At 74.4% G+C, this 19,849-nt stretch carries 19 protein-coding genes; 9 read left to right on the top strand and 10 right to left on the bottom strand.

Going from position 1 to position 19,849, the window contains the following annotated elements:
* Nucleotide 1 precedes the first annotated feature (1 nt).
* Nucleotides 2-505, top strand: a complete 504-nt coding sequence (locus DOO78_RS10935; protein WP_111469796.1) for a cupin domain-containing protein — start codon at nucleotides 2-4, stop codon at nucleotides 503-505.
* Nucleotides 506-591: 86 nt separating this feature from the next.
* Here DOO78_RS10935 and DOO78_RS10930 read toward each other — a convergent pair whose 3' ends face one another.
* Nucleotides 592-2,289, bottom strand: coding sequence for an N-acyl-D-amino-acid deacylase family protein (locus DOO78_RS10930; protein ID WP_111469795.1), 1,698 nt, complete (start codon nucleotides 2,287-2,289; stop codon nucleotides 592-594).
* 155 nt (nucleotides 2,290-2,444) lie between these two features.
* On the opposite strand from DOO78_RS10930, the gene DOO78_RS10925 reads away from it, so the two are divergent.
* Together DOO78_RS10925 and DOO78_RS10920 are read left to right on the top strand one after the other, a co-directional pair.
* On the top strand, nucleotides 2,445-3,254 hold the full coding sequence (locus tag DOO78_RS10925) for an enoyl-CoA hydratase-related protein (protein WP_111469794.1): 810 nt from the start codon (nucleotides 2,445-2,447) through the stop codon (nucleotides 3,252-3,254).
* Between the two features lie 273 nt (nucleotides 3,255-3,527).
* Complete coding sequence (locus DOO78_RS10920; protein WP_111469793.1) at nucleotides 3,528-4,523, top strand: Bug family tripartite tricarboxylate transporter substrate binding protein; 996 nt, start codon at nucleotides 3,528-3,530, stop codon at nucleotides 4,521-4,523.
* 204 nt (nucleotides 4,524-4,727) lie between these two features.
* Here DOO78_RS10920 and DOO78_RS10915 read toward each other — a convergent pair whose 3' ends face one another.
* From DOO78_RS10915 to DOO78_RS10900, 4 genes are all read right to left on the bottom strand, one after another.
* Nucleotides 4,728-7,022, bottom strand: a complete 2,295-nt coding sequence (locus tag DOO78_RS10915; protein ID WP_165838834.1) for a DUF3141 domain-containing protein — start codon at nucleotides 7,020-7,022, stop codon at nucleotides 4,728-4,730.
* Nucleotides 7,023-7,211: 189 nt separating this feature from the next.
* Nucleotides 7,212-8,144: an energy transducer TonB gene (locus DOO78_RS28410; protein WP_111469791.1), complete on the bottom strand. Its 933-nt coding sequence runs from the start codon at nucleotides 8,142-8,144 to the stop codon at nucleotides 7,212-7,214.
* 138 nt (nucleotides 8,145-8,282) lie between these two features.
* Nucleotides 8,283-8,555: a DUF6489 family protein gene (locus tag DOO78_RS10905; protein ID WP_111469790.1), complete on the bottom strand. Its 273-nt coding sequence runs from the start codon at nucleotides 8,553-8,555 to the stop codon at nucleotides 8,283-8,285.
* 236 nt (nucleotides 8,556-8,791) lie between these two features.
* Nucleotides 8,792-9,070, bottom strand: coding sequence for a con-10 family general stress protein (locus DOO78_RS10900; RefSeq protein WP_243634504.1), 279 nt, complete (start codon nucleotides 9,068-9,070; stop codon nucleotides 8,792-8,794).
* Between the two features lie 215 nt (nucleotides 9,071-9,285).
* Here DOO78_RS10900 and DOO78_RS10895 point away from each other — a divergent pair, with 215 nt between their 5' ends.
* From DOO78_RS10895 to DOO78_RS10885, 3 genes are all read left to right on the top strand, one after another.
* Nucleotides 9,286-10,695 carry a CoA transferase gene (locus DOO78_RS10895; protein WP_111469788.1) on the top strand — a complete coding sequence of 470 codons (1,410 nt, stop codon included), beginning with the start codon at nucleotides 9,286-9,288 and terminating at the stop codon, nucleotides 10,693-10,695.
* A gap of 37 nt (nucleotides 10,696-10,732) precedes the next feature.
* Nucleotides 10,733-11,683 (top strand): amidohydrolase family protein, encoded by a 951-nt coding sequence (locus DOO78_RS10890; RefSeq protein WP_243634511.1) that lies wholly within the window; start codon nucleotides 10,733-10,735, stop codon nucleotides 11,681-11,683.
* A 118-nt stretch (nucleotides 11,684-11,801) separates the two neighbouring features.
* A complete protein-coding gene (locus DOO78_RS10885) occupies nucleotides 11,802-12,782 on the top strand; it encodes a tripartite tricarboxylate transporter substrate-binding protein (protein WP_111469786.1) in 981 nt (326 codons plus the stop codon).
* Nucleotides 12,783-13,051: 269 nt separating this feature from the next.
* On the opposite strand, the gene DOO78_RS10880 is transcribed toward DOO78_RS10885, so the two are convergent.
* The 5 genes from DOO78_RS10880 to DOO78_RS10860 form a co-directional block, all read right to left on the bottom strand.
* Nucleotides 13,052-14,032, bottom strand: coding sequence for a tripartite tricarboxylate transporter substrate-binding protein (locus DOO78_RS10880; RefSeq protein WP_165838833.1), 981 nt, complete (start codon nucleotides 14,030-14,032; stop codon nucleotides 13,052-13,054).
* Nucleotides 14,033-14,146: 114 nt separating this feature from the next.
* Nucleotides 14,147-15,034 (bottom strand): alpha/beta fold hydrolase, encoded by an 888-nt coding sequence (locus tag DOO78_RS10875; protein WP_165838832.1) that lies wholly within the window; start codon nucleotides 15,032-15,034, stop codon nucleotides 14,147-14,149.
* A gap of 76 nt (nucleotides 15,035-15,110) precedes the next feature.
* Nucleotides 15,111-16,178, bottom strand: coding sequence for an ROK family protein (locus DOO78_RS10870; RefSeq protein WP_111469783.1), 1,068 nt, complete (start codon nucleotides 16,176-16,178; stop codon nucleotides 15,111-15,113).
* A 39-nt stretch (nucleotides 16,179-16,217) separates the two neighbouring features.
* Complete coding sequence (greB, locus tag DOO78_RS10865; protein ID WP_111469782.1) at nucleotides 16,218-16,751, bottom strand: transcription elongation factor GreB; 534 nt, start codon at nucleotides 16,749-16,751, stop codon at nucleotides 16,218-16,220.
* Between the two features lie 162 nt (nucleotides 16,752-16,913).
* Nucleotides 16,914-17,282, bottom strand: a complete 369-nt coding sequence (locus tag DOO78_RS10860; protein ID WP_111469781.1) for a hypothetical protein — start codon at nucleotides 17,280-17,282, stop codon at nucleotides 16,914-16,916.
* A 115-nt stretch (nucleotides 17,283-17,397) separates the two neighbouring features.
* Between DOO78_RS10860 and DOO78_RS10855 the strand changes: the two genes are divergently transcribed.
* The 3 genes from DOO78_RS10855 to DOO78_RS10845 are packed head-to-tail and all read left to right on the top strand — an operon-like array spanning nucleotide 17,398 to nucleotide 19,792.
* Entirely contained in the window at nucleotides 17,398-17,733 is a 336-nt protein-coding gene (locus tag DOO78_RS10855; protein ID WP_111469780.1) for a PepSY domain-containing protein, read from the top strand.
* Entirely contained in the window at nucleotides 17,733-18,398 is a 666-nt protein-coding gene (locus DOO78_RS10850) for a response regulator transcription factor (RefSeq protein WP_111469779.1), read from the top strand. Before DOO78_RS10855 ends, DOO78_RS10850 begins: the two co-directional genes overlap by 1 nt.
* 8 nt (nucleotides 18,399-18,406) lie before the next feature.
* Nucleotides 18,407-19,792 (top strand): sensor histidine kinase, encoded by a 1,386-nt coding sequence (locus DOO78_RS10845; protein ID WP_111469778.1) that lies wholly within the window; start codon nucleotides 18,407-18,409, stop codon nucleotides 19,790-19,792.
* Nucleotides 19,793-19,849: the final 57 nt, after the last annotated feature.

The following is a 19,849-nucleotide window of genomic DNA, read 5'->3' as shown; positions in this document are numbered from 1 at the left end:
CATGTCGCTCTCGGTTGAGCAATTCGCCAAAAGCTGCCGCGAGGCGCTGCTGGCCGAACCCGGCCCCGCCGGCCGGGTGCATGTGGTCGAGCTGGTGCAGGAGGCGCTGAAGGATCCGGGCTTCGTCGCCGCGGCGATCCCGGAAGGGACGCCCGAGCGGAAGGTGCTCTACGAGGACCCCGATCTCGGCTTCACCATCCTCGCCCATGCCTATGAGGGGGCGAAGAACAGCAAGCCGCACGACCACGGGCCGTCCTGGGCGATCTACGGCCAGGCGGCGGGCGAGACGGTGATGACCGATTACGAATGCCTCGCCCGGCCGGAGGGCGAGACGCCCGGCAAGGCCAAGCCGATGCGCGACTACGTGCTGAAGCCGGGCGACGCCTATCTCTACGAGCCGGGCGTGCTGCATTCGCCGCGCCGCGACGGCGCGACGCGGCTGCTGCGCATTGAGGGGCTCAACATGGACCGCATCAAGCGGCTGCCCTACGACACGGTGGCCTGAAAGGCGGCGGCCTGAGAAGCGGGGGCCTGAGAGGCGGGGCCTGAACCGGGCGCCCCGGCCGCGTCCGGGCCGGGGCGCCGCGGCGCTCAGGCCATGCTGCGGACCAGGCGGCCGGGCAGGGCGCCGGTCGCCTCGCCGCCGCGATAGGTGACGGCGCCGGCGACGATGGTCGCGTCGTAGCCGCGGGCCTTCTGCATCAGCCGCCGGCCGCCGCCGGGCAGGTCGAACAGCATCCCCGGCCGCTCCAGCGCCAGCGCCTCCCAGTCGATGACGTTGATGTCGGCGCGCAGGCCGGGCTTCAGCAGCCCGCGATCCGGCAGGCCGGCGGCGCGCGCCGTGTCGCTGGTCTGGCGGCGGATCAGCTCCTCCACCGGCAGGCCGCGCTGCTTGCCCCAATAGGCCAGGACGAAGCTCGGGAAGCTGCCGTCGGAGATGAAGCCGACATGCGCGCCGCCGTCCGAGAGGCCGATGATGGTGTTCGGGTGCCGCAGCAGCTCGGCGCTCGCATCCAGCGTGTAGTCGGCATAGTTGGTCAGCGCGCAGAAGATGAAGCTGTTGCCGTCATCGGCCAGCAGCATGTCGTAGGCGACCTCCTCCGGCCGCCGCCCCTCGCGCGCCGCCTGGGCGGCGATGCTGCTCTCCTTCGGCGGCGTGTAGTTGGGCGGGTCGCCGAAGGGGAACATGCGCTCGAAGGAGAGGCGGGCGAGCAGCGGGAAATTGCTGCCGGCGAAGCGGTCCTCGGCGAGGATGCGGGCGCGGGTCTCCGGCTCGCGCAGCGCCGCCACCCGCTCGGCGAGCGGCAGATGCGCGATCGCCTTGTAGCTCGGCGTGCCGCTGAAGGGGTTCTGGCTGCCGAGCAGCCCCATCAGGATGCCGATCGGCCGCGGCGGGAAGACCGGGCGGATCGGCACGCCCTCGCGCGCCGCCTGGTTGGAGAGGGCGAGCAGCTCCTTCCAGGCCTCGGTGCGGTCGTGCCGCGCGGTGAGCGAGAAGACCGCCGGCCGGCCACTGCGCTCCACCACGCGGCGGATCAGGCCGAACTCGGTCGCCGGGTCGGGCTGGTTGAAGTCGGAGACGAACTCCATGAAGCCCTTGCCGACGGCGCGCAGCCCCTCGGCGATGCCGGCGAGCTCCTCCTCCTGCGCCCGCAGCGTCGGGGTGAAGTCGCCCTTCAGCGTCTTGTGGCTGATGGTGCGGCTGGTGGAGAAGCCGAAGGCGCCGGCCTCCACCGCCTCGGCGACGATGCGGCGCATCTCGGCGATGTCGCCCTGGTTGGCGCTCTCGAGCGCCAGCGCCCGCTCGCCCATGACATAGACGCGGACGGCGGCATGCGGCACGAGGGCGCAGATATCGATGTCGCGCGGCTTCTGGTCGAGCGCGGCCATGTATTCGGCGAAGCTCTCCCAGCGGAAGTCGAGGCCCTGGGAGAGGACCGGGGCGGGGATGTCCTCCACCCCCTCCATCAGTTCGATCAGCTTGTCCTCGGTGCCGGGGCGGACGGGGGCGAAGCCGACGCCGCAATTGCCCATCACCGCCGTGGTCACGCCATGGATGGCCGAGGGGGCGAGGTGGCTGTCCCAGACCGCCTGGCCGTCGTAATGCGTGTGGATATCCACGAAGCCGGGGGTGACGAGCTTGCCGGAGGCGTCGATCTCCTCGCGCCCGCGGGGCAGGCCCGCGCCGATGGCGGCGATGCGGCCGCCCTCGATCGCCACATCCGCCACGCGCCCGGGGGCGCCGCTGCCGTCGATCACCGTGCCGCCACGGATGACGAGATCGACCATGCGTCCGCTTCCTTCCTTGTCTTTGGGTAGCAGGCTAGGGGGTTTCGGCCGGGGTTCCAAGCCTGTCGATGCCGGGATAGAGGGGGGCCGGACGGGCGCTGCCGCCTGGCGTCGCCGCCTTGATCCGCCGCCCTGATCCCTTGGGGGAGACCGCCATGCCGCCCGCCGCGCTCGACCGCGCCTTCGAGACCCTCCTGGTGGAGGAGCCCGACCCGCATATCCTGCAGGTCACGCTCAACCGGCCGGAGCGCGCCAATGCCTTCACCACCCAGATGGGGCGCGAGCTGGTCGAGGTGTTCCAGGCGCTGGAGGCGGCGCCCGGCGCCTATCGCTGCGTGGTGCTGACCGGGGCGGGCGAGCGCGCCTTCTGCGCCGGGGCCGACCTGAAGGAGCGCAACGGCATGACCGATGCGCAATTCGCCGAGCAGCACTACCTGTTCGAGCGCATGGCCCGCGCCGTGCTGGCCTGCCCGCCGCCGCTGCTCGGCGCCATCAACGGCGCCGCCTTCGCCGGCGGGCTGGAGCTCGCCCTCTGCTGCGACTTCGCCTATGCCAGCGAGACGGCGCGCTTCGCGCTGACCGAGGTGACGCTCGGCATCATGCCGGGCGCCGGCGGCACCCAGAACCTGCCGCGCACCATCGGCGAGCGGCGGGCGAAGGAGGTGATCCTGACCGGCCGGCCCTTCAGCGCCCAGGACGCGCTCGGCTGGGGCATGGTGAACCGGCTCTGCCCGCCCGGCGAGGTGCTGGGCGCGGTGCGGGAGACGGCGCGGGCGATCGCGGCCAATGCGCCGCTCTCGGTGCGGCAGGCGAAGAAGTCGATCACCCAGGGCCTGCAGATGGACCGCGCCTCGGGCATGCTGTTCGAGATCGAGGCCTATTACCAGCTCATCGGCACCGAGGACCGGATCGAGGGCATCCGCGCCTTCAACGAGAAGCGCAAGCCCAGCTTCCAGGGCCGCTGACCCCGCCCCGGTTGCCCGTCCGCGGTGTCGCCGCGGCCGGTCCCGCTCGCCTTGGCGCCTGGCGAGCCCGAGGGCGACATGGTGGCATCCGTCCGGGCGATGCGGGCCTTGCCGGCGCGAGGCCCGGCCGAGGGGCTGTCTTCGGCGGCACCCTTCCTGGAGCCTTTGCCGTCCACCCGCGTTCACGGCACGGGCTCCAGCCTCTTGTGTTCAGGGCATCGTCACCCGTTCGCGTGGTTCCACCCGAAGGGGATCCGCTCTAGAGATCCGAGCATGATCAGCCGACGCGCCTTGCTGGGGGCCGCTGCCCTATCCGCTCCTGTCGTCCCGGTGGCGTGGGGCCAGACGCCCGATTTTCCAACCCGGCCGGTGCGCATCGTGGTGCCCTACGCGCCCGGCGGGGCGGTCGATCTGACGGGGCGGTTCCTGGCCGAACACCTCCAGCCTCTTCTCGGGCAGAACGTGCTCGTGGAGAATCGCGGCGGCGCCGGCGGAAACCTTGGCGCCGATGTCGTCGCCAAGGGCGAGAAGGACGGCTACACCCTGCTGCTCGGCTCGGTCTCCATCCTCTGCGCGAACAAGTTCCTGTATCGCCGCTCCATGCCGCTCGATCCGATCCGCGATCTGGCGCCGGTGACCCGGGTGACCACCGGGACCGTGCTGCTGATCGTGAACGCCGACCGCCCCTGGAAGACCTTCGGCGAGTTGATGGCCGCGGCGAAGCGCGATCCGGGCAAGCTCACCATGGGCTCCTCCGGAGCCGGCACGATCAGCCATCTCGCCATCGAATCGCTGAAGCGGGCGGCGGGGGTGGACATCACCCATGTGCCCTATCGCGGCGGCGGGCCGGCCTTCCAGGACCTGTATGCGGGCAACATCGACATGATGTTCGATGTGATCCCGGCCGCCATGCCGAATGTGCGGGAAGGCAAGTTCCGCCCGCTGGCGGTCGGCAGCGCCGAGCGGGTCACCTACGTGCCGGAGCTGCGCGAGGTGCCCGGGATGAAGGAGCTGTTGCCCAACGCCGGTATCGACATGCAGAGCTGGTACGGCATCAACCTGCCGGCCGGCACGCCCGAGGACCGCATCGCCATCCTGCATCGCGCCGTCACGCAGGTCGTGCGATCCGACGCATTCCGGCAGCGCATGGAGCCGATCGGCTTCGCTCCGGTCGCCGACGAGTCCCCGGCGGCCTACGGCGCCTATACGCGCGAGCAGGAGAAGGTCTGGCAGAGGTTGGTGGAGATCTCCGGGGCGACGCTGGACTGATCCAGGCGCGGTCCTGCGGCCCCATGCCTTCGGGCAGCCGCGTCGGACAGGGCAGAGCCCGTTCGGGTGGAAACGGGCGAAGGGGCTGGAGCAGATCCCGATCAGGTGGACTCACCTGATCGGGTGAAGATGCTCTGAAAACAATAATCTAGGGCGCTTCCCATGAACTGGTGTCCAGGGGAAGCGCCCTAGCCCTCACCGGCCCTAATCGGGCACCGCCGCCTGCTCGTAGCCGACCGGCACGAGGCCGGCGGCCAGGCCGAGGGCGCTGCGAAGCTGGTTCAGCATGGCGAGCGCCGCATCGCCCAGCTCCTCCTCCGGCCCCGCCACATCCTCGACCGTCGCCATCGCCCGCCGCCGGTCGGCCAGCTTCGGCAGCAGCTTCGGCAGCGCGGCCAACGCCTCGGCCGGCGCCATGCTGGCGATGACCGTCTGCTCGCGGATCAGCGCCTGCCGGGCGCTCGCCGTCATCTCGCTGAAGGGCGGCTCGTTCTGCATCACCGCGTTGGAGCGGGCGAGGCGGGAGCGCCGCACGCCGCCGCGCGCCTGGGCGAGCAGGATCATCATCCGCACCACCGCCTCGGCATAGCCGCCCGTGGCGATCCGCCCGAGCGCCTGGCGCACCTCCGGGGCATCGGCCAGCGCCGCCGCCGAGGGCGGCTCCTCCGGCGTCTCGCCCCCGGCGACGCCGACCGCGGCCAGCATGCCGTAGACGCCGTGGAAGGCGATCTCGGTCCAGGCGTCGCGCCAGTCGCGCCAGGTGTCGATGCTGCGCTCGATGCCGTCGGCCCAGAGCCGCTCCCAGGCGAGGAAGGGGTTGTCGCGCCGCGCCGGCGCGCGGTGCTGCCGCACCTGCTCGGCCAGCGCCGCGACCGGCGCCATGGCCGGGTTGCGGTCGCTGACCAGGGTGCGGCGCAGCCGCAGCGGATGCATCTGGCGGCGCAGCTCGGCGCTCTCCTCGGTCGCGGCCTGGCGGACCACCGGGGCGACGAAGAGGTCGTAGAGCGACTGGTTCAGCGCCGAGATCCGGGCGACGGCGGGGAAGGCCTCGTTCTTCGCCTCGCCGCTGCGGATGCGGATATCGGCGATGGTCCGCTCCTTCAGCTCCACCTGCCATGCATTGCTGCCGGGCTCGCGGGTGATGAGCATCTCGTAGAGGCCGGGCGCGACGCTGTCGATCAGGGTCAGCAGCTCGGCGATCTCGCTGTGCTCCTTCAGCGCCACGGCGCCGGAGACGAAGATGCCGAGATGCCCGATCTCGTCATGCATCAGGTAGACGATGGTCTGGCCGAGCGCCTTGATCTCCTGCTCGTCGCGGTAGACATCGGCGATCCAGCGCAGCGCCTGGCCGGGCGGGGTGATGTTGTCGCCGGCCGAGGCGAAGACGACGACCGGCGAGCGCACCGCCCGCATGTTGAAGGTGGCGCCGCCGCCGGCCGAGATCTCGCCGCGGGCGAAGCGGTCGCCGATGAACAGGTTCTCGACGATCCAGCGGATCTCGTCGCGGTTCATCAGGAAGTAGCCGCCCCACCAGCGCTCGAATTCCAGGAAGCGCGGCGCCTCGGTGTCGGCGTTGGCGAAGAGGTTGTAGTACTTCTTGAACCAGGTGTTGCCCGGCGACAGGCTTTCGAAATTCAGCACCAGGTTGGCGCCGTCGAACTTGCCGTTGCCGAGATCGGCCAGCAGCGCCGCCGGCCAGGAGCCGCCGGCGAGGCCGCCGAGATAGCGCATCGGGTTCCGCCCGCGCTCGCCGGCCCAGTAGGAGAGCGGCGCGCCGTTCAGCACCAGCGCCCCGGTCAGCTCGGGCTGGCTGGCGCCGAGCATCATCACCGCCCAGCCGCCCTGGCAGTTGCCGATCACCACCGGCTTCGGCGCCTCCGGATGCGCCTCGGCCACCTTGCGCAGGAAGATGCCCTCGGCCTGGGTGATGTCGAGGATGGTCTGGCCCGGCTCGGGGTCGCGGAAGAAGATGACGAAATAGACCGGATGGCCGCGGCGCAGCGCGACGCCGACCTGGCTGTCCGACTTGAAGCCGCCGATGCCGGCGCCGTGGCCGGCGCGCGGGTCGATGATGACGAAGGGCCGCAGCTTCGCATCGGTGGGCGGGCAGCCCTCCGGCACCTTGATCCGGACCAGCGCGTAGTTGCTGGGGCGCGAGAGCGTGCGCCCGTCGACCACCATCTCGTGCTCGAAGAACAGCACCGGCGGGCAGCCGGCGAGCTCGTGCTCGGTGAAGGTGTTGCCGGCCTGGCGCATGGTGTCCCAGAACAGGACGGCGCGCTGCGCCGCGTCCACCGCGTATTCGGCGGCGTCGCGGGCGAGGGTGAAGGGGTCGCTCGGCGCCGGCGGCAGCCGCGGCGCCACGAAATCGGGCCGCAGCGCCTCGGCCTGCCGGCGTGTGACATCGGCCAGGGCCCTGGCCTGGTCCATCACGCGCGACATGGTCTCGGCGCCCCGGAGCATCAGCTCGCGCGCCGGCAGGGGGGTGACCACGGTCATCGGGCTGGGTTTCCTTGTCCTGGGCTTATTGTGCAATGCAGCATGGCGCCGGTCCAGGCGTTTGGTCGGCCGACCCTCCCGCGGGGCGACGCGGCGCGGCCAGTGGTCGTATCGCAACGCAGCAAGCCGCCTCCGGCTTCGTCCGGCGGCCCGGCGACGCCGCGGCATCGGGGCGGACGGGGCCGGGCGTCATTGGCGGATGATATGCCAGTTCACCGTCAGGTCGACCACCGCGCCTTCCGGATCAACCGGGCCGGGAAAGGCCGGCAGCACGGCATTGCGGAACGGCCCCTCCAGCCCGGCATCGAGCCAGACCGAGCCGGAGCGCCGCACCAGCCGCCAGGACTTCACCCGGCCATCGGCCGCGACCAGCACCTGGATGCGGTTGACGCCCTGATCGCCCACCACGGCGGCGCTCTGCGGATAGCGGATGTTCTCCTCCGCCCAGCGCTGGAAGGCGCGCATCCAGTCGGAGCCGACCTGGGCGCCGCGGACGCTGACCTGCGGCGCCGTCCGGTCGGCCCGGCCGATCGCGGCGAGCGAGCCGAGGGAGAGGTCGAGCGGCCGCCGGGTCGCCTCCTGCTGCCGCGGCGAGGGCATCAGCCGCGCCGCATCGGGCAGCCAGAGGCCGGGCAGGCGATCGGTCTGCGGCCGGGCGGGGCGGGGCGGGGCGATCACCGCCGCCTCCTGCTGCGGCGGCTGCGGCTGCGGCGCCGGCGGGGCGGGCGGCGGCAGCGGCAGGGCCTCGGCAAGCGGCGAGGGGGCGGGCGGCGCCGGGGCCGGCGCCGGGCTCGGCGCGGCGAGCCTGGCATTGGCCGGCGGCGGGGCGGGCGGGGCCTGCGGCTGCGGCGGGGCGGTGGGCGGCGGCGGCGCGACCGGGCGCGGGATCTCGGCCCGGTTGGGCGGCGTCGGCGGCTGGGTCGGCGCCGGCGGGGCGGGCGGGACGGGCTGGCCCTGCGGCGCCGGCGGCTCCTCCTGTCCGACCTCGCCCTCCCGGTAGACCAGGTCGTAGGTCAGGGGCGAGGGCGGCTCGGCCGGCTTCGGCCGCATCAGCGCCGCCAGGATCACCAGGGTGGCGAAGCCGGCATGCAGCAGCAGCGAGGCGGCCAGCCCCGGCCGCAATCCCCGGCCCCGCCGGGGCAGGCGCAGCCGCAGCCTGGCCGCGGGATCGGCAACCAGTCCGGGCGGTCGCGGGCGGCGGAGCCCCTCGTCTCCCGGCCGAAGGAGCAGCGGCGGATCGGTGAGGCGCACGCCGCCGGGTCAGCCCTTGCCGGGCCTGCCGCCGGAGGAGCCCGCGCCGGGGGTGAAGAGGCGGAACATCGAGGCCATGGCCTCGCGCATCTGCTCGGGCGTCTGCGGCGCGAGGGGCATCCAGGTCTTGAGCAGCGTCTCGGGCGAGAGGGCATCCACCGCGTCCAGCATCTGCTGCTGGACCTTGGCCATCACCGCATCCTGCATGGGCCGCAGATCGGGCAGGCCGAGGAAGCGCCGGGCCTCCTCCGGGGTGCAATCGATCTCGACATTCACCTTCATGTGCCACGCACTCCGCGCCGCTGCGGCCGTGCCGCCCATATGGGGCCAGCGCCGCGGCAACGCCAGCGCGAAGCCATGACGGGCACCTGTCCGGTGGATTGCCGCGCCACGGCCACGCCGCGGGGCGGGCAGGGCGCCGGACGCGCCCCGCCGCCCTCCCTGTGCCGGGCCTGGGCCGGGCTTGGGCCGGGCCCGGCGAGCGGATCAGTCAGGGTGCGGCGCGGGCGGCCTGGCGGTCAGGCCGGCGCCTTGCCCGATCCCTGGCTGCCATGGCTGTGCTGGCCGCCCTTGCGGCCCGCCTCCGCGGCCTTCTGCCGGTTGTTGGCGAAATTGCCGGGATTGTTCGCCTTGCCCTGGTGCATGCCGCCGGCACGCCCGGCCTCGCGGGCCTTTTCGCGGTTGTTGGCGAAATTGCCGGGATTCCTGTGACCACCACCGCCGCCCGACTGCTGCTGATTGGCCATGGCCGTTTCCATTCGTCTTGCTTGTGCGGAGCCGCCGCCATGGCGGTCCATGGCGGAAAACGCGGGATGCCGCCGGCGTTTCCCCTTCCCCGGGCAAAATGCTGACGGTCCTAGAACGGTTCTCGTTGCATCGCGCGCCGCCGGGCCGTTTCGCGGCGCGGGCATTCCTCCCCTTGGGGCATTCCTCCCCTTGGGCATTCCTCCCCTGGGGCGTTCCCCCCATCCGGCGATCGGCTCTAGGCTTTCCTCCGGAACAGGAGGGATGCATGGCCGAGCCGACGCCGCGCGCGAGTCTCGAGGCACTCTGGCAGGGCGCGGGCCTCGCCGGGGCGGTGCCGGCGCGGCTCGGGGGAGAGGAGCCGGTGCTGCCCTCCTCCTTCCGCATCGCCGCCGCGGCCGGCGCCGTGGTGGCCGCCGCGACCGCCGCCGTGGCCGAGATCCATCGCCGCCGCGGCGGCCCGGCGCAGCAGGCCGAGATCGACCTGCGCCATGCCGCGCTCGAGTTCAGCTCGGAGCGCTACCTGCGGCTGGACGGCGCGCCGGCCCCGGCGCGCTGGGACAGCATCGCCGGCGCCTATGGCTGCGGCGACGGGCGCTTCGTGCGGCTGCACACGAATTTCCCGCATCACCGCGCCGGGGTGCTGCGGTTGCTCGGCTGCGAGGGCACGCGCGAGGCGGTGGGCGCTGCGCTGCGCGACTGGGAGGGATTCGCCTTCGAGCAGGCGGCGGCCGAGGCCGGGCTCTGCGTCGCCGCCATGCGCAGCCAGGCGGAATGGGATGCGCATCCGCAGGGCCAGGCCGTCGCCGCCCTGCCGGCGCTGCGGATCGAGCGGATCGGCGAGGCGCCGCCGACGCCCCTGCCGCCGCTCGCCGCGCGGCCGCTGCAGGGATTCCGCGTGCTCGATCTCACCCGGGTGATCGCCGGGCCGGTCTGCGGCCGCACCCTCGCCGCGCATGGCGCCGACGTGCTGCATGTCAGCGCCGCGCATCTGCCGAGCTTCGACGACCTGCTGCCCGATACCGGCCGCGGCAAGCGCAGCGCCGCCCTCGACCTGCGCGAGGAGGCGGGGCGGGCAACGCTGCGGCGGCTGGCGGCGGAGGCGGATGTCTTCCTGCAGGGCTACCGGCCCGGCGCCATCGCCGGCCACGGCTTCGCGCCGCAGGACCTGGCGGCGCTGCGGCCCGGCATCGTCTGCACCAGCCTCTCGGCCTATGGCGAGGCCGGGCCCTGGGGCGGGCGGCGCGGCTTCGATTCCCTGGTGCAGACGGCGAGCGGCTTCAACCATGCCGAGGCGGTGGCCGCCGGCGCCGATCCCGCGGAGGCGGCGCCGCGGGTGCTGCCCTGCCAGGCGCTCGACCATGCCTCCGGCTTCCTGCTGGCCTTCGGGACGCTGGCGGCGTTGCTGCGGCGGGCGGAGGAGGGCGGCTCCTGGCTGGTGCGGGTCTCGCTCGCCGGCACCGGGCAATGGCTGCGCCGGCTCGGCCGCGTCGAGGGCGCCTTCGGCCTGCCGGTGCCGGAGATGGCGGAGCTCGGCGCGCTGCTGGAGGAGGGGCCGAGCGGCTTCGGCCGGCTGACGGCGCTGCGGCATTCCGGGCATCTGCCGGCGACCCCGCCCTATTGGGCGCTGCCGCCGGTGCCGCTGGGGGCGCATGCGGCCGAATGGGCCAGCGAATGAGCCAGCGACGAGCCAGCGACCGGGCGCGCCCTTGAGCATGCGCCGCCGCCTGCTGCTCGCCGGGCCCGCCGCGGCGCTGGCGGCCCGGCCCGGCCGGCCCTGGGCCGCGCTGCTCACCCCGCCGGCGTTCGAGGTGCCGCCCGGCGCCTGCGACTGCCACGTCCATGTCATCCCCGACCGCGAGCGCTTCCCGCTGCTCGCCGCCCGGCGCTACACGCCGCCGCCGGCGGGCCCGGCCATGCTGCTCGCCCTGCAGCGCGCCCTGCATCTCGACCGCGTCGTCATCGTCACGCCGAGCGTCTACGGCACCGACAACCGCGCCACCCTCGAGGGGCTGCGCGCGCTCGGGCCGGGCCGCGCCCGTGGCGTCGCGGTGATCGATGCGAGCACCACCCCGGCCCAGCTCGAGGAGCTGCACCAGGCCGGCATCCGCGGCATCCGGGTCAATCTCGAGACCCATGGCGTCGCCGATCCGGCGGCCGCGGCGCAGGCGCTGCGCAGCGCGGTCGCGCTGGTGCAGGCGCGCGGCTGGCACGTGCAGGTCTACACCCGCCCGACCGTGATCGAGGCACTGCGGGAACCGCTGGCGCAGCTGCCGGTGCCGCTCGTCATCGACCATTTCGGCGGCGCGCGCGGCGCCGCCGGCCCGGCGCAGCCGGGCTTCGCCGCGCTGCTCGAGCTGGTCCGCTCGGGCCGGGCCTATGTGAAGCTCTCCGGCGCCTATCGCGGCAGCGAGGCGGCGCCCGCCTTCCCCGACATGGCGCCGCTCGCCCGGGCGCTGATCGCCGCCAATCCCGACCGCATCCTCTGGGGCAGCGACTGGCCGCACACCAACAGCCAGTCCGGCCGGCCGCCGGGCGAGGTCTCGGAGCCGATCGAGGTGGATGATGGGCTGCTGCTGAACCAGCTGCCGGTTTGGGCGCCGGAGGCGGCGATCCGGCGGCGCATCCTGGTCGGCAACCCGGCCCGGCTCTACGGCTTCGCCTGAGCCGCCGGCCCGGGCGGTAGGCGGCGGCCGGCGATGCCGCTATCGAGGCGGACGGGCGGTTGCCGCCCGGCCGGGCAGGCGCGCCCGGCCGGCGCCGCCCCAAGCCGGGAGGACCCCCATGCGCCGCCACCTCGTTCCGGGCCTGCTGGCCCTCCTGCTCGGCGTCGCGCCCGCGGCGGCGCAGCCAGCCGCCACCGCCCCCGCCGCCTGGCCGGACCGGCCGCTGCGCCTCGTCGTGCCCTATTCCGCCGGCGGCGCGACGGATGTCGGCGCCCGGGTGCTGGCGGAGGCGCTCGGCCAGGTGCTGCCGCAGCCGGTGGTGGTGGAGAACCGGGTCGGCGCCGCCGGCATGATCGCCGCCGAGTTCGTCGCCCGCGCCCCGGCCGATGGCCACACCATCCTGTTCAACAACACCAGCCATGCGGTGCTGCGCGTGGTGGTGCCGAATGCGGCGATCGACCCGATCCGCCAGCTCGCCCCGGTCGCCATCCTCTCCGAGATGCCGATGGTGATGCTGGTCGGCAACGCCTTCCCGGCCGCCGATGGCAAGGCCTTCCTCGCGCGCATCCGCGCCGAGCCGGGGCGCCACGACTATGGCAGCACCGGCGGCGGCGGCACGCTCGGCATGGCGGCGCTGCTCTTCCTGAAGACCACCGGCCTCTCGATGAACGAGATCCCCTATCGCGGCGGCGCGCCAGCGACGCTCGACCTCGCCGCCGGGCGCATCGCCCTCGTCTTCGACATCGCGCTCACCGGGCTGCAGACCGCCAAGGGCGGGCAGGCGCGCGCCTTCGCCGTCACCTCGCCGCAGCGCAGCGCGGCGGCGCCCGAGGTGCCGACCTGGCGCGAGATCGGCGTCGATGCCGAGATGGTGGTCTGGCAGGCGGTCTTCGTCCCCAGCGCGACGCCCGCCCCGGTGCAGGCGGCGCTGCATGCCGCCATCGCCCGGGTGCAGCAGGCCGAGGCCGTCCGGCGGAAATGGACCGAGCTCGGCGTCGACCGCGTCCTCGCCCTGCCGCCGGCCGAGGCCGTGCCCTATGTCGCCCGCGACGTCGAGCGCTGGGAGGGGCTGATGGCCTCGGCGCAGCCGCCGCGCTGAGATACCAACGGCCGTTGCTGGCGACCCATCGACGGCCCCCATCGGCGGTCCCCTGGCGCCGGGCGCAACCCTCCGGTTTGCCTCGGCCTTCGCGGCGTCGCGCCATTGAGCGCGCCTTACGGCGCGACCCGCGGCGCCTATCCGGGCGCTCGGTCCTGCGGGCCGCAGGCCGAACGTCGCGCGCCGGGCATGAGGCCCCTGCGCCGGATCGCGCCGAGGCGGTCACCTGGTCGGGCGACGGCGCCCGCGCGGGGCGGGGCGGGGCGGGATCAATCGGCCTGGATCCGCGCCGCCTCCACCAGGGCCCGCATCGCCGCGCGCTCCTGCCGCAGGAAGGCCTCGAAGGTCGCCGGGGCGGTGGCGAGGGCGGTCGCGCCGGATGCCGCCAGGCGCTGCCGCGCCTCGGCCGTGTCGAGCGCCGCGCGGCAGGCGGCGTACAGGCGGTCGATGGCCTCCGCCGCCAGCCCGGCCGGCCCGAAGAGCCCGTTCCAGGCGGTGACGTCGAAGCCCGGGAAGCCCTGCTCGGCGATGCTCGGCACCGCGGGCAGCATCGGCAGCCGCGCCGCGGTGGAGAGGGCGAGCGCGCGCAGCCGGCCGCGGCTCAGGAGCGGCAGGGCGAGGGCGGTGATGACGAAGCCGAAATCCGCCTCGCCGCCGAGGATCGCCCGCAGCGCCGGGGCGCCGCCGCGATAGGGGCTGTGGGTGAAGCTCACCCCGGCCCGGCTCGCCAGCAGGGCGGCGGCGACATGGTTGGCGACGCCGTTGCCGGAGGAGGCGTAGGCGTAGCGGCCGGGCTGCAGCCGCGCCCGGGAGAGCAGCGCGGCGAGGCTGTCGAAACGCGCATCGGCCCGGATGACGAGCAGCAGCGGGATGCGGCAGAGCTGGCTGATCGGGGCGAAGGCATGGAGGTAGTCGAAACCGGGGGAGGGCAGCAGGAAGGGGGCCACCGCCTGGTTCATGCCATCGACCAGCAGCGTGGCGCCATCGGGAGGGGCGTGCGCCACGAGCCCGGCGCCGAGGGTGCCGGCGGCGCCGTGGTGGTTCTCCACCGTCACCGGCTGGCCGAGCGCCGCACCGAAGCCCGGGGCGAGGAGGCGGGCCGTGAGGTCGTTGCCGCCGCCGGTGGCGAAGGGGACGACGAGGCGGATCGGCCCGGGCGGCGTCCAGGCCGCCAGCGCCGCCCCCGGGGCGAGCGCGCCGCCCGAGGCGAGCAGGGTGCGGCGTTGCAGCGGGCGTCCTGGACGGGCCATCCTGACCCCCTCCTGCCCGGAGCCCGGAGCGCCCGCCATTCACATGCCTGCGTGGCAGGCGCCGGTCCCCTGTTTCGCGGCCCCCGCATCCGACCGGGGCCGCCCGGCCCCGCCCTACCGGCCGAGCCGCCGCGCCAGCATCTCGAGCAGCATGGCGTCGAAGGCCGCCGCCGCCTCATAGGCCACCCAATGCCCGGCGCCGGGGATCACGCCGGTCCAGGCCTCCGGCTGCACCGCGCGCAGCGCCTGGAAGCGCAGCTCGACCTCCGGCCAGGCGATGGCGTCGCGCTCGCCATAGAGCAGCGCCACCGGGCAGCGGGCCGCCGCGATGGCGTCGCGGAGCGAGGTGCTGCCGGCGAAGCCGCGGCTCTGGAAGCGGGCGCGGCGGGTGTTCCATTCCTGGATCGCCAGGGCCAGCGGGTCGATGTTGCGCGGATCGGCGAACATCAGCGCGGCGAGGTTGTGCCGGTGCGCCGCGACCCGCGCCTCGCCCTCGAGGCTGCGGACCTTGGTCAGCTCGGTCACCTGCCGGCGCGGCCCGAGCGCGCCGGCGCCGACCAGGGTGACGCTGCGCAGCTCGGCGCCGGATTGCGCCGCGACATGGCCGGAGAGCAGGGCGCCGAAGGAGAAGCCGCAGAGGTCATAGGCCCGTGGCCGGCCCGCCTCGGTGCCGAGGAGCGCGAGGATGCCGGCGCGCACGATGGCGGCGACCGGCGCCGGGTCCGCGGCCGGGGGCGGCATGGCGCTCTCGCCGAGCCCGGGCAGGTCCGGGCAGAGCACCAGGCGGTGCCGCGCCAGGGTCTCGAGGTTGCGCGCCCAGTGGCGCCAGGAGCCGCTGCCGCCATGCAGCAGCACCAGCGGCTCGGCCGCGGCCTCGCCCCAGAGGTGCCAGACCATGCGGCCCTCGCCGCAGGGCGTCTCGTGCCGCCTGGCGGCGCCTTCCAGCCGCGCCAGCAGCGCCTCCGGAGCCTCCTCCTCCTGCATCCCCTGCGACGCCGCCATCCCAGTCCCACCCACGCTGCGCATCGCCCTCTTTCTCGGCGGCGCCGGCGAGGCTGGCAAGCCGGGGCGCGGGCGGTCAGCCGCGGCGGTTGGTGAAGCGGGCATTGCCGAGGCCGGTGCCGATGGTCAGCACGCCCCAGTGCTTCACCTCGGTCATCCAGGGCACCTGGCTCAGCCCCTGCACCACCGCGTCGTTGTGCAGGACGACGACGGTCTCGTGCCCGTCCACCTCGGGCAGGATCTCGCGCAGCCGGTCCGGCAGGTTGAAGCGGCTGCTCTCCCAATTGCCAGGCAGATTCTGGGCGCCCTTGGCGATGCGGCCATCCGCCTCGATATGGCCCGGGCAGCCGACGCCGATGAAGGGGGCGAGGTGCAGGCCGCGCTTCCCCGCCTTGCGCACCAGGTCGCGGACCATCTCGCCGAGCCGGTCGATCGCCGCCTCGCGCGCCGGCCGCTCGGCGCGGTGCTGCCAGATCTCGCTCTCCCAGATGCAGGCGGCCGAGAGGTCGGACGCCTTCTTCAGATGCGGCCGCACCAGCCCGGCGCGCATGTTGGAGCCGCCGATGTCGATGCCGATCAGCGCGTCGTGCCCCTTGAAGATCCAGGGCGGGGCGAGCTGCACCGCGCCGATCATCCCCGCCTCGTCCGGGTCGTGGCGGATCGGGTGCAGCTCGACCGGGATGGCATCGGCCTTCAGGAGCTGCCCGGCGCGGCCGATCGCCAGCTCGCCGATGCGGCTGCCGCGCATGCCGCCGCCCACCACGATGCGCTCGGTGTCGCGCCACGCCTTCTGCGTCAGCAGCGCCCGCACCACCTCGGCGAGGGACTGGGCGAACTCCTCGACCGCGCCATGCACCAGCGCCGCCGCCTCGGCGTCGTCGCCCTCGATCATCGCGTCGAGCTGCTTGCGCGGGATGTCGCGGGTCGGCGCGCGGCCGAGCGGGTCCTCCTCGCCGGCCTCGCGCACCCGCTTGCGCCACCAGTCGAGGATCGCCTTGAAGGCGCGGCTGCTGGCGCGGTCGCCGAGGAAGCCCTCCGGCGTGCGCAGCTCGGCATTGTAGGCATCGACGGTCACGGCCGGCAGGATGGCCGCGCCGTGATCCTGGAAATGCGGGGGCAGGGGGCGGACGACCGGTTCGCTCATGATACGGCCAACGCAGCGGCAGCGATGCCGTTGCCCGCCTCAGGCCGCCGGATAGCGGATCGCCACCACCTCGATGCTCTCGGTGCCCTGCGGCCGGCGCAGCCGCACCAGGTCGCCGATGCGGGCGCCCAGCAGCGCGCGGGCCACCGGCGAGACCCAGGAGATGCGGCCGGCGCCGCTCTCGGCCTCGTCCACGCCGACGATCGTCACCGTGACCTCGCTGTCATCCTCGCGGGCATAGGTGACCGTCGCGCCGAAGAAGACCTGGTCGCGCCTTGTCTGCGCCGCCGGATCGACGACCTGCACCCGCTCCAGGCGCTTGCGCAGGAAGCGGACGCGGCGGTCGATCTCGCGCAGGCGGCGCTTGCCGTACTGGTAGTCGGCATTCTCCGAGCGGTCGCCGAGTCCGGCGGCCCAGGAGACCACCTCGACCACCTTCGGCCGCTCCTCGCTCCAGAGCCGGCGCAGTTCGGCGGTGAGCGCAGCCTGGCCGGCGGGGGTCATGTAGAAGGGGGTGCCCGGCGGCAGGCCCGGCGGGCCGGCCTCGTCCTCGTCGTCGTCATCGGCTGCCATCGCGGCGGTGTAGCGCGGATCGGCCCAAGGCTGAACGGCCGGGGCTCATACCCAGCGCGGGACGGTTTCACCGTCCTGCCTCTGCTCAGACGCCGGGCGCAACCCTCCGGCTTGCTTGGCTGCGCGCCACCAGACGCAGGCCAGAACGTCCTGCGCCTGGTGTCAGGCATCGGGGCGGGCGCGGCCATCGGCGATCCGGCCGAGCGCCTCGGGGCCGAGGGCCAGGGCGAGGCTGGGCGCCAGGGCCGGGGCGCCACGGGCATGACCAGGGGCGCCGCCATTCGGCATGGCCCCGATCGCCTGCATGCGCAGCGTCACCTGCCGCGCGATCGCCGCATGCGCCGGGCCGCTCAGCCCCTCGACCGGCCGCGAGGGCAGGCCGGCCACCGCCGCCGCCCAGGCCCGCGCCGGCTCCGGCCGGACGGCGCGGTCGGTGCTCCGCAGATGCGCGATCACGCCGGGGACCAGGCCGCAGAGCGCCATGCAGGCGGCGAGCAGCGCGAGATCCCATTCCACGGTCCAGGTCCACATCGTCGAGGCTCCAGGTGATGACGTCCTGGGCCTGGTGTGGCAGGGGCTGCCTGAACCCGTGCTGAACCCGCCGTTCAGCCTGGGTTCAGCCAAGGCCCGCTAGGGAGCCCGGATCATGCGGACGCTTCGCCCCCTCCTCCTCGGTCTTGCCCTCCTGCCGCTGGCCGGCGCCCCGGCGCTCGCCCGCGACGAGGACGACCACGACCGGGCCCGCGCGGCCATGCAGGCCGGGCAGATCCGCCCGCTCGCCGAGCTGCTGGCGATCGTCGAGCGCCGCTATGTCGGGCAGGTGGTGGAGACCGAGCTCGACCACGACGACGGCCGCTGGACCTATGAGTTCAAGCTGATGCCGCCGACCGGGCGCATGTACAAGATCGAGCTCGACGCGGCGACGGCCGAGCTGGTGGACACCGACGGGCCCGTGCAGGAAAAGTCGCAGGAACGGCGCTGATGCGCGTCCTGCTGGTCGAGGACCATGCGGCGCTGGCCGGCCAGGTCGCCGAGGCGCTGCAGGCGGCGCATTTCGTGGTGGACCATGCGCCGGATGGCGAGGAGGGCCTCTTCCTCGGCGAGACCGAGCCCTATGACGCGGTGGTGCTCGATCTCGGCCTGCCGCGGCTCGACGGGCTCTCGGTGCTGCGCCGCTGGCGCGCCGCCGGCCGCCGCATGCCGGTGCTGATCCTGACCGCGCGGGATGCCTGGACCGAGAAGGTCGAGGGGCTGAATGCCGGCGCCGACGACTACCTCGCCAAGCCCTTCGCCATGGGCGAGCTGATCGCCCGGCTGCAGGCGCTGATCCGCCGCGCGCACGGGCTGGCGCGGCCGGAGATCGCGCTCGGGCGGCTGGTGATCGACACCGCGGCGGCGCGGGCGATGCTGGATGGCGCGCCGGTGCGGCTGACGGCGCTGGAATTCCGCCTGCTCGCCTATCTGGCGCATCGCCGCGGCGAGGTGGTCTCGAAGACCGCGCTGACCGAGCATCTCTACGGCCAGGATTTCGACCGGGACAGCAACACGCTCGAGGTCGTCATCGGCCGGCTGCGGCGCAAGCTGGGCGAGGGGCTGATCGAGACGCTGCGCGGCCAGGGCTACCGGCTGGTCGCGCCCGAGGGGTGACGGGCGGGATGCTTCGCGCGGCGCGCGCCTCGCTCACCCTCCGCCTCGCCCTGGCAAGCGCGCTCTGGGTCGCCGGCGGGCTGACGCTGGTTGGCTGGTACGTCACCGACCTCGTCATCGACCAGGTCGAGGATGCCTTCGACGCCCGCACCACCGGGCTGCTCGATGCCGTGGCCGCGGCCACCGGCCTCGATGCCGATGGCCGGCCGCGCCTCGCCCGGCCGCTGCCCGATCCCGATCTGGAGCGCCCGCTCTCCGGCCGCTACTGGCAGCTCACCGGGCCGGACGGCGCCACCGCGCGCTCCCGCTCGCTCTGGGATTCCGGCCTGCCGGCGCCGCGCGAGGGCGGCGGGCCTGGCGCCGCCCCCGGGTCGGTCGCCATCTCCGACATCCTCGGCCCGCGCGGCGAGCGGCTGCGGCTGGTGCAGCGCGAGGTGGTGCCGCTGCGGGCCAGCGCGCCGGTGCATGTGCAGGTGGCGGTGGCGCGCGGCCCGGTGGATGCCGAGCTGGCGCATCTCCGGCGCAACCTGGTGCTGGCCTTCGCCCTGTTCGGGCTCGGCCTGGTCGGGCTGGTGGTCGGGCAGGTGGTGCTCGGCCTGGCGCCGCTGCGCCGGCTGCGCCAGGCCTTGGCGGAGGTGCGGGCGGGCGCCCGCGACCGGCTGGGCGAGGTGCCGGCGCCGGCCGAGGTGGCGCCGCTGGTCGCCGAGATCGACGAGCTGGTGGCGCAGAACCACGCGACGGTGGAGCGGGCGCGGTCGCATCTCGGCAACCTCGCGCATGCGCTGAAGACGCCGATCGCGGTGCTGCGCAACGCCCTCGGCCCGGAGGCGGCCGGCCCGGTGCCGGCGCCGGAGGAGGCGCGGGTGCAGGCCGAGGCGCTGGACCGGCTGGTGCGGCACCATCTGGCCCGCGCCCGGGCGAGCGCCGCGCCGGGGCTGGCGCGTGCCGCCGAGGCGGCGCCGCTCGAGGTGGCAGAGGAGATGGCCCGCGCCCTCGCCCGCCTCTTCGCCGAGGATGGGGTGGCGATCGAGCTTGGGGGCGATGCCGCGGCGCGGGTGCGGATCGACCGCCAGGACCTGGCCGAGATGCTCGGCAACCTGTTGGAGAATGCCTGCAAATGGGCGACGCGGCGGGTGTGGGTGGCGGTGCGGGCGGCGCCGGGCCTGGTGGTCATCGAGGTCGGCGATGACGGGCCGGGCGTGCCGGAGGCGAGCCGCGCCGCGGTGCTCGGGCGCGGGGTGCGGCTCGACGAGGCGGCGCCGGGATCGGGCCTCGGCCTGCCCATCGTCGCCGATCTGGCGGCCCTGCATGGCGGCGCGCTGAGCCTCGGGCGGAGCCCGGAGGGCGGCTTGCTGGCGCGGCTGGAACTGCCGGGGCGGGGGGCGGCGGGGTAGGGCGATCGCCTGCGGGGATGACCGAAGGCGTGACGCAGGCGGCCCAGCGCCGCGCCG

Origin of the sequence: Roseicella frigidaeris, assembly GCF_003258945.1 — a bacterium.
Lineage (GTDB): Bacteria > Pseudomonadota > Alphaproteobacteria > Acetobacterales > Acetobacteraceae > Paracraurococcus > Paracraurococcus frigidaeris.
This window is presented reverse-complemented; position numbering and strand designations above follow the sequence as displayed.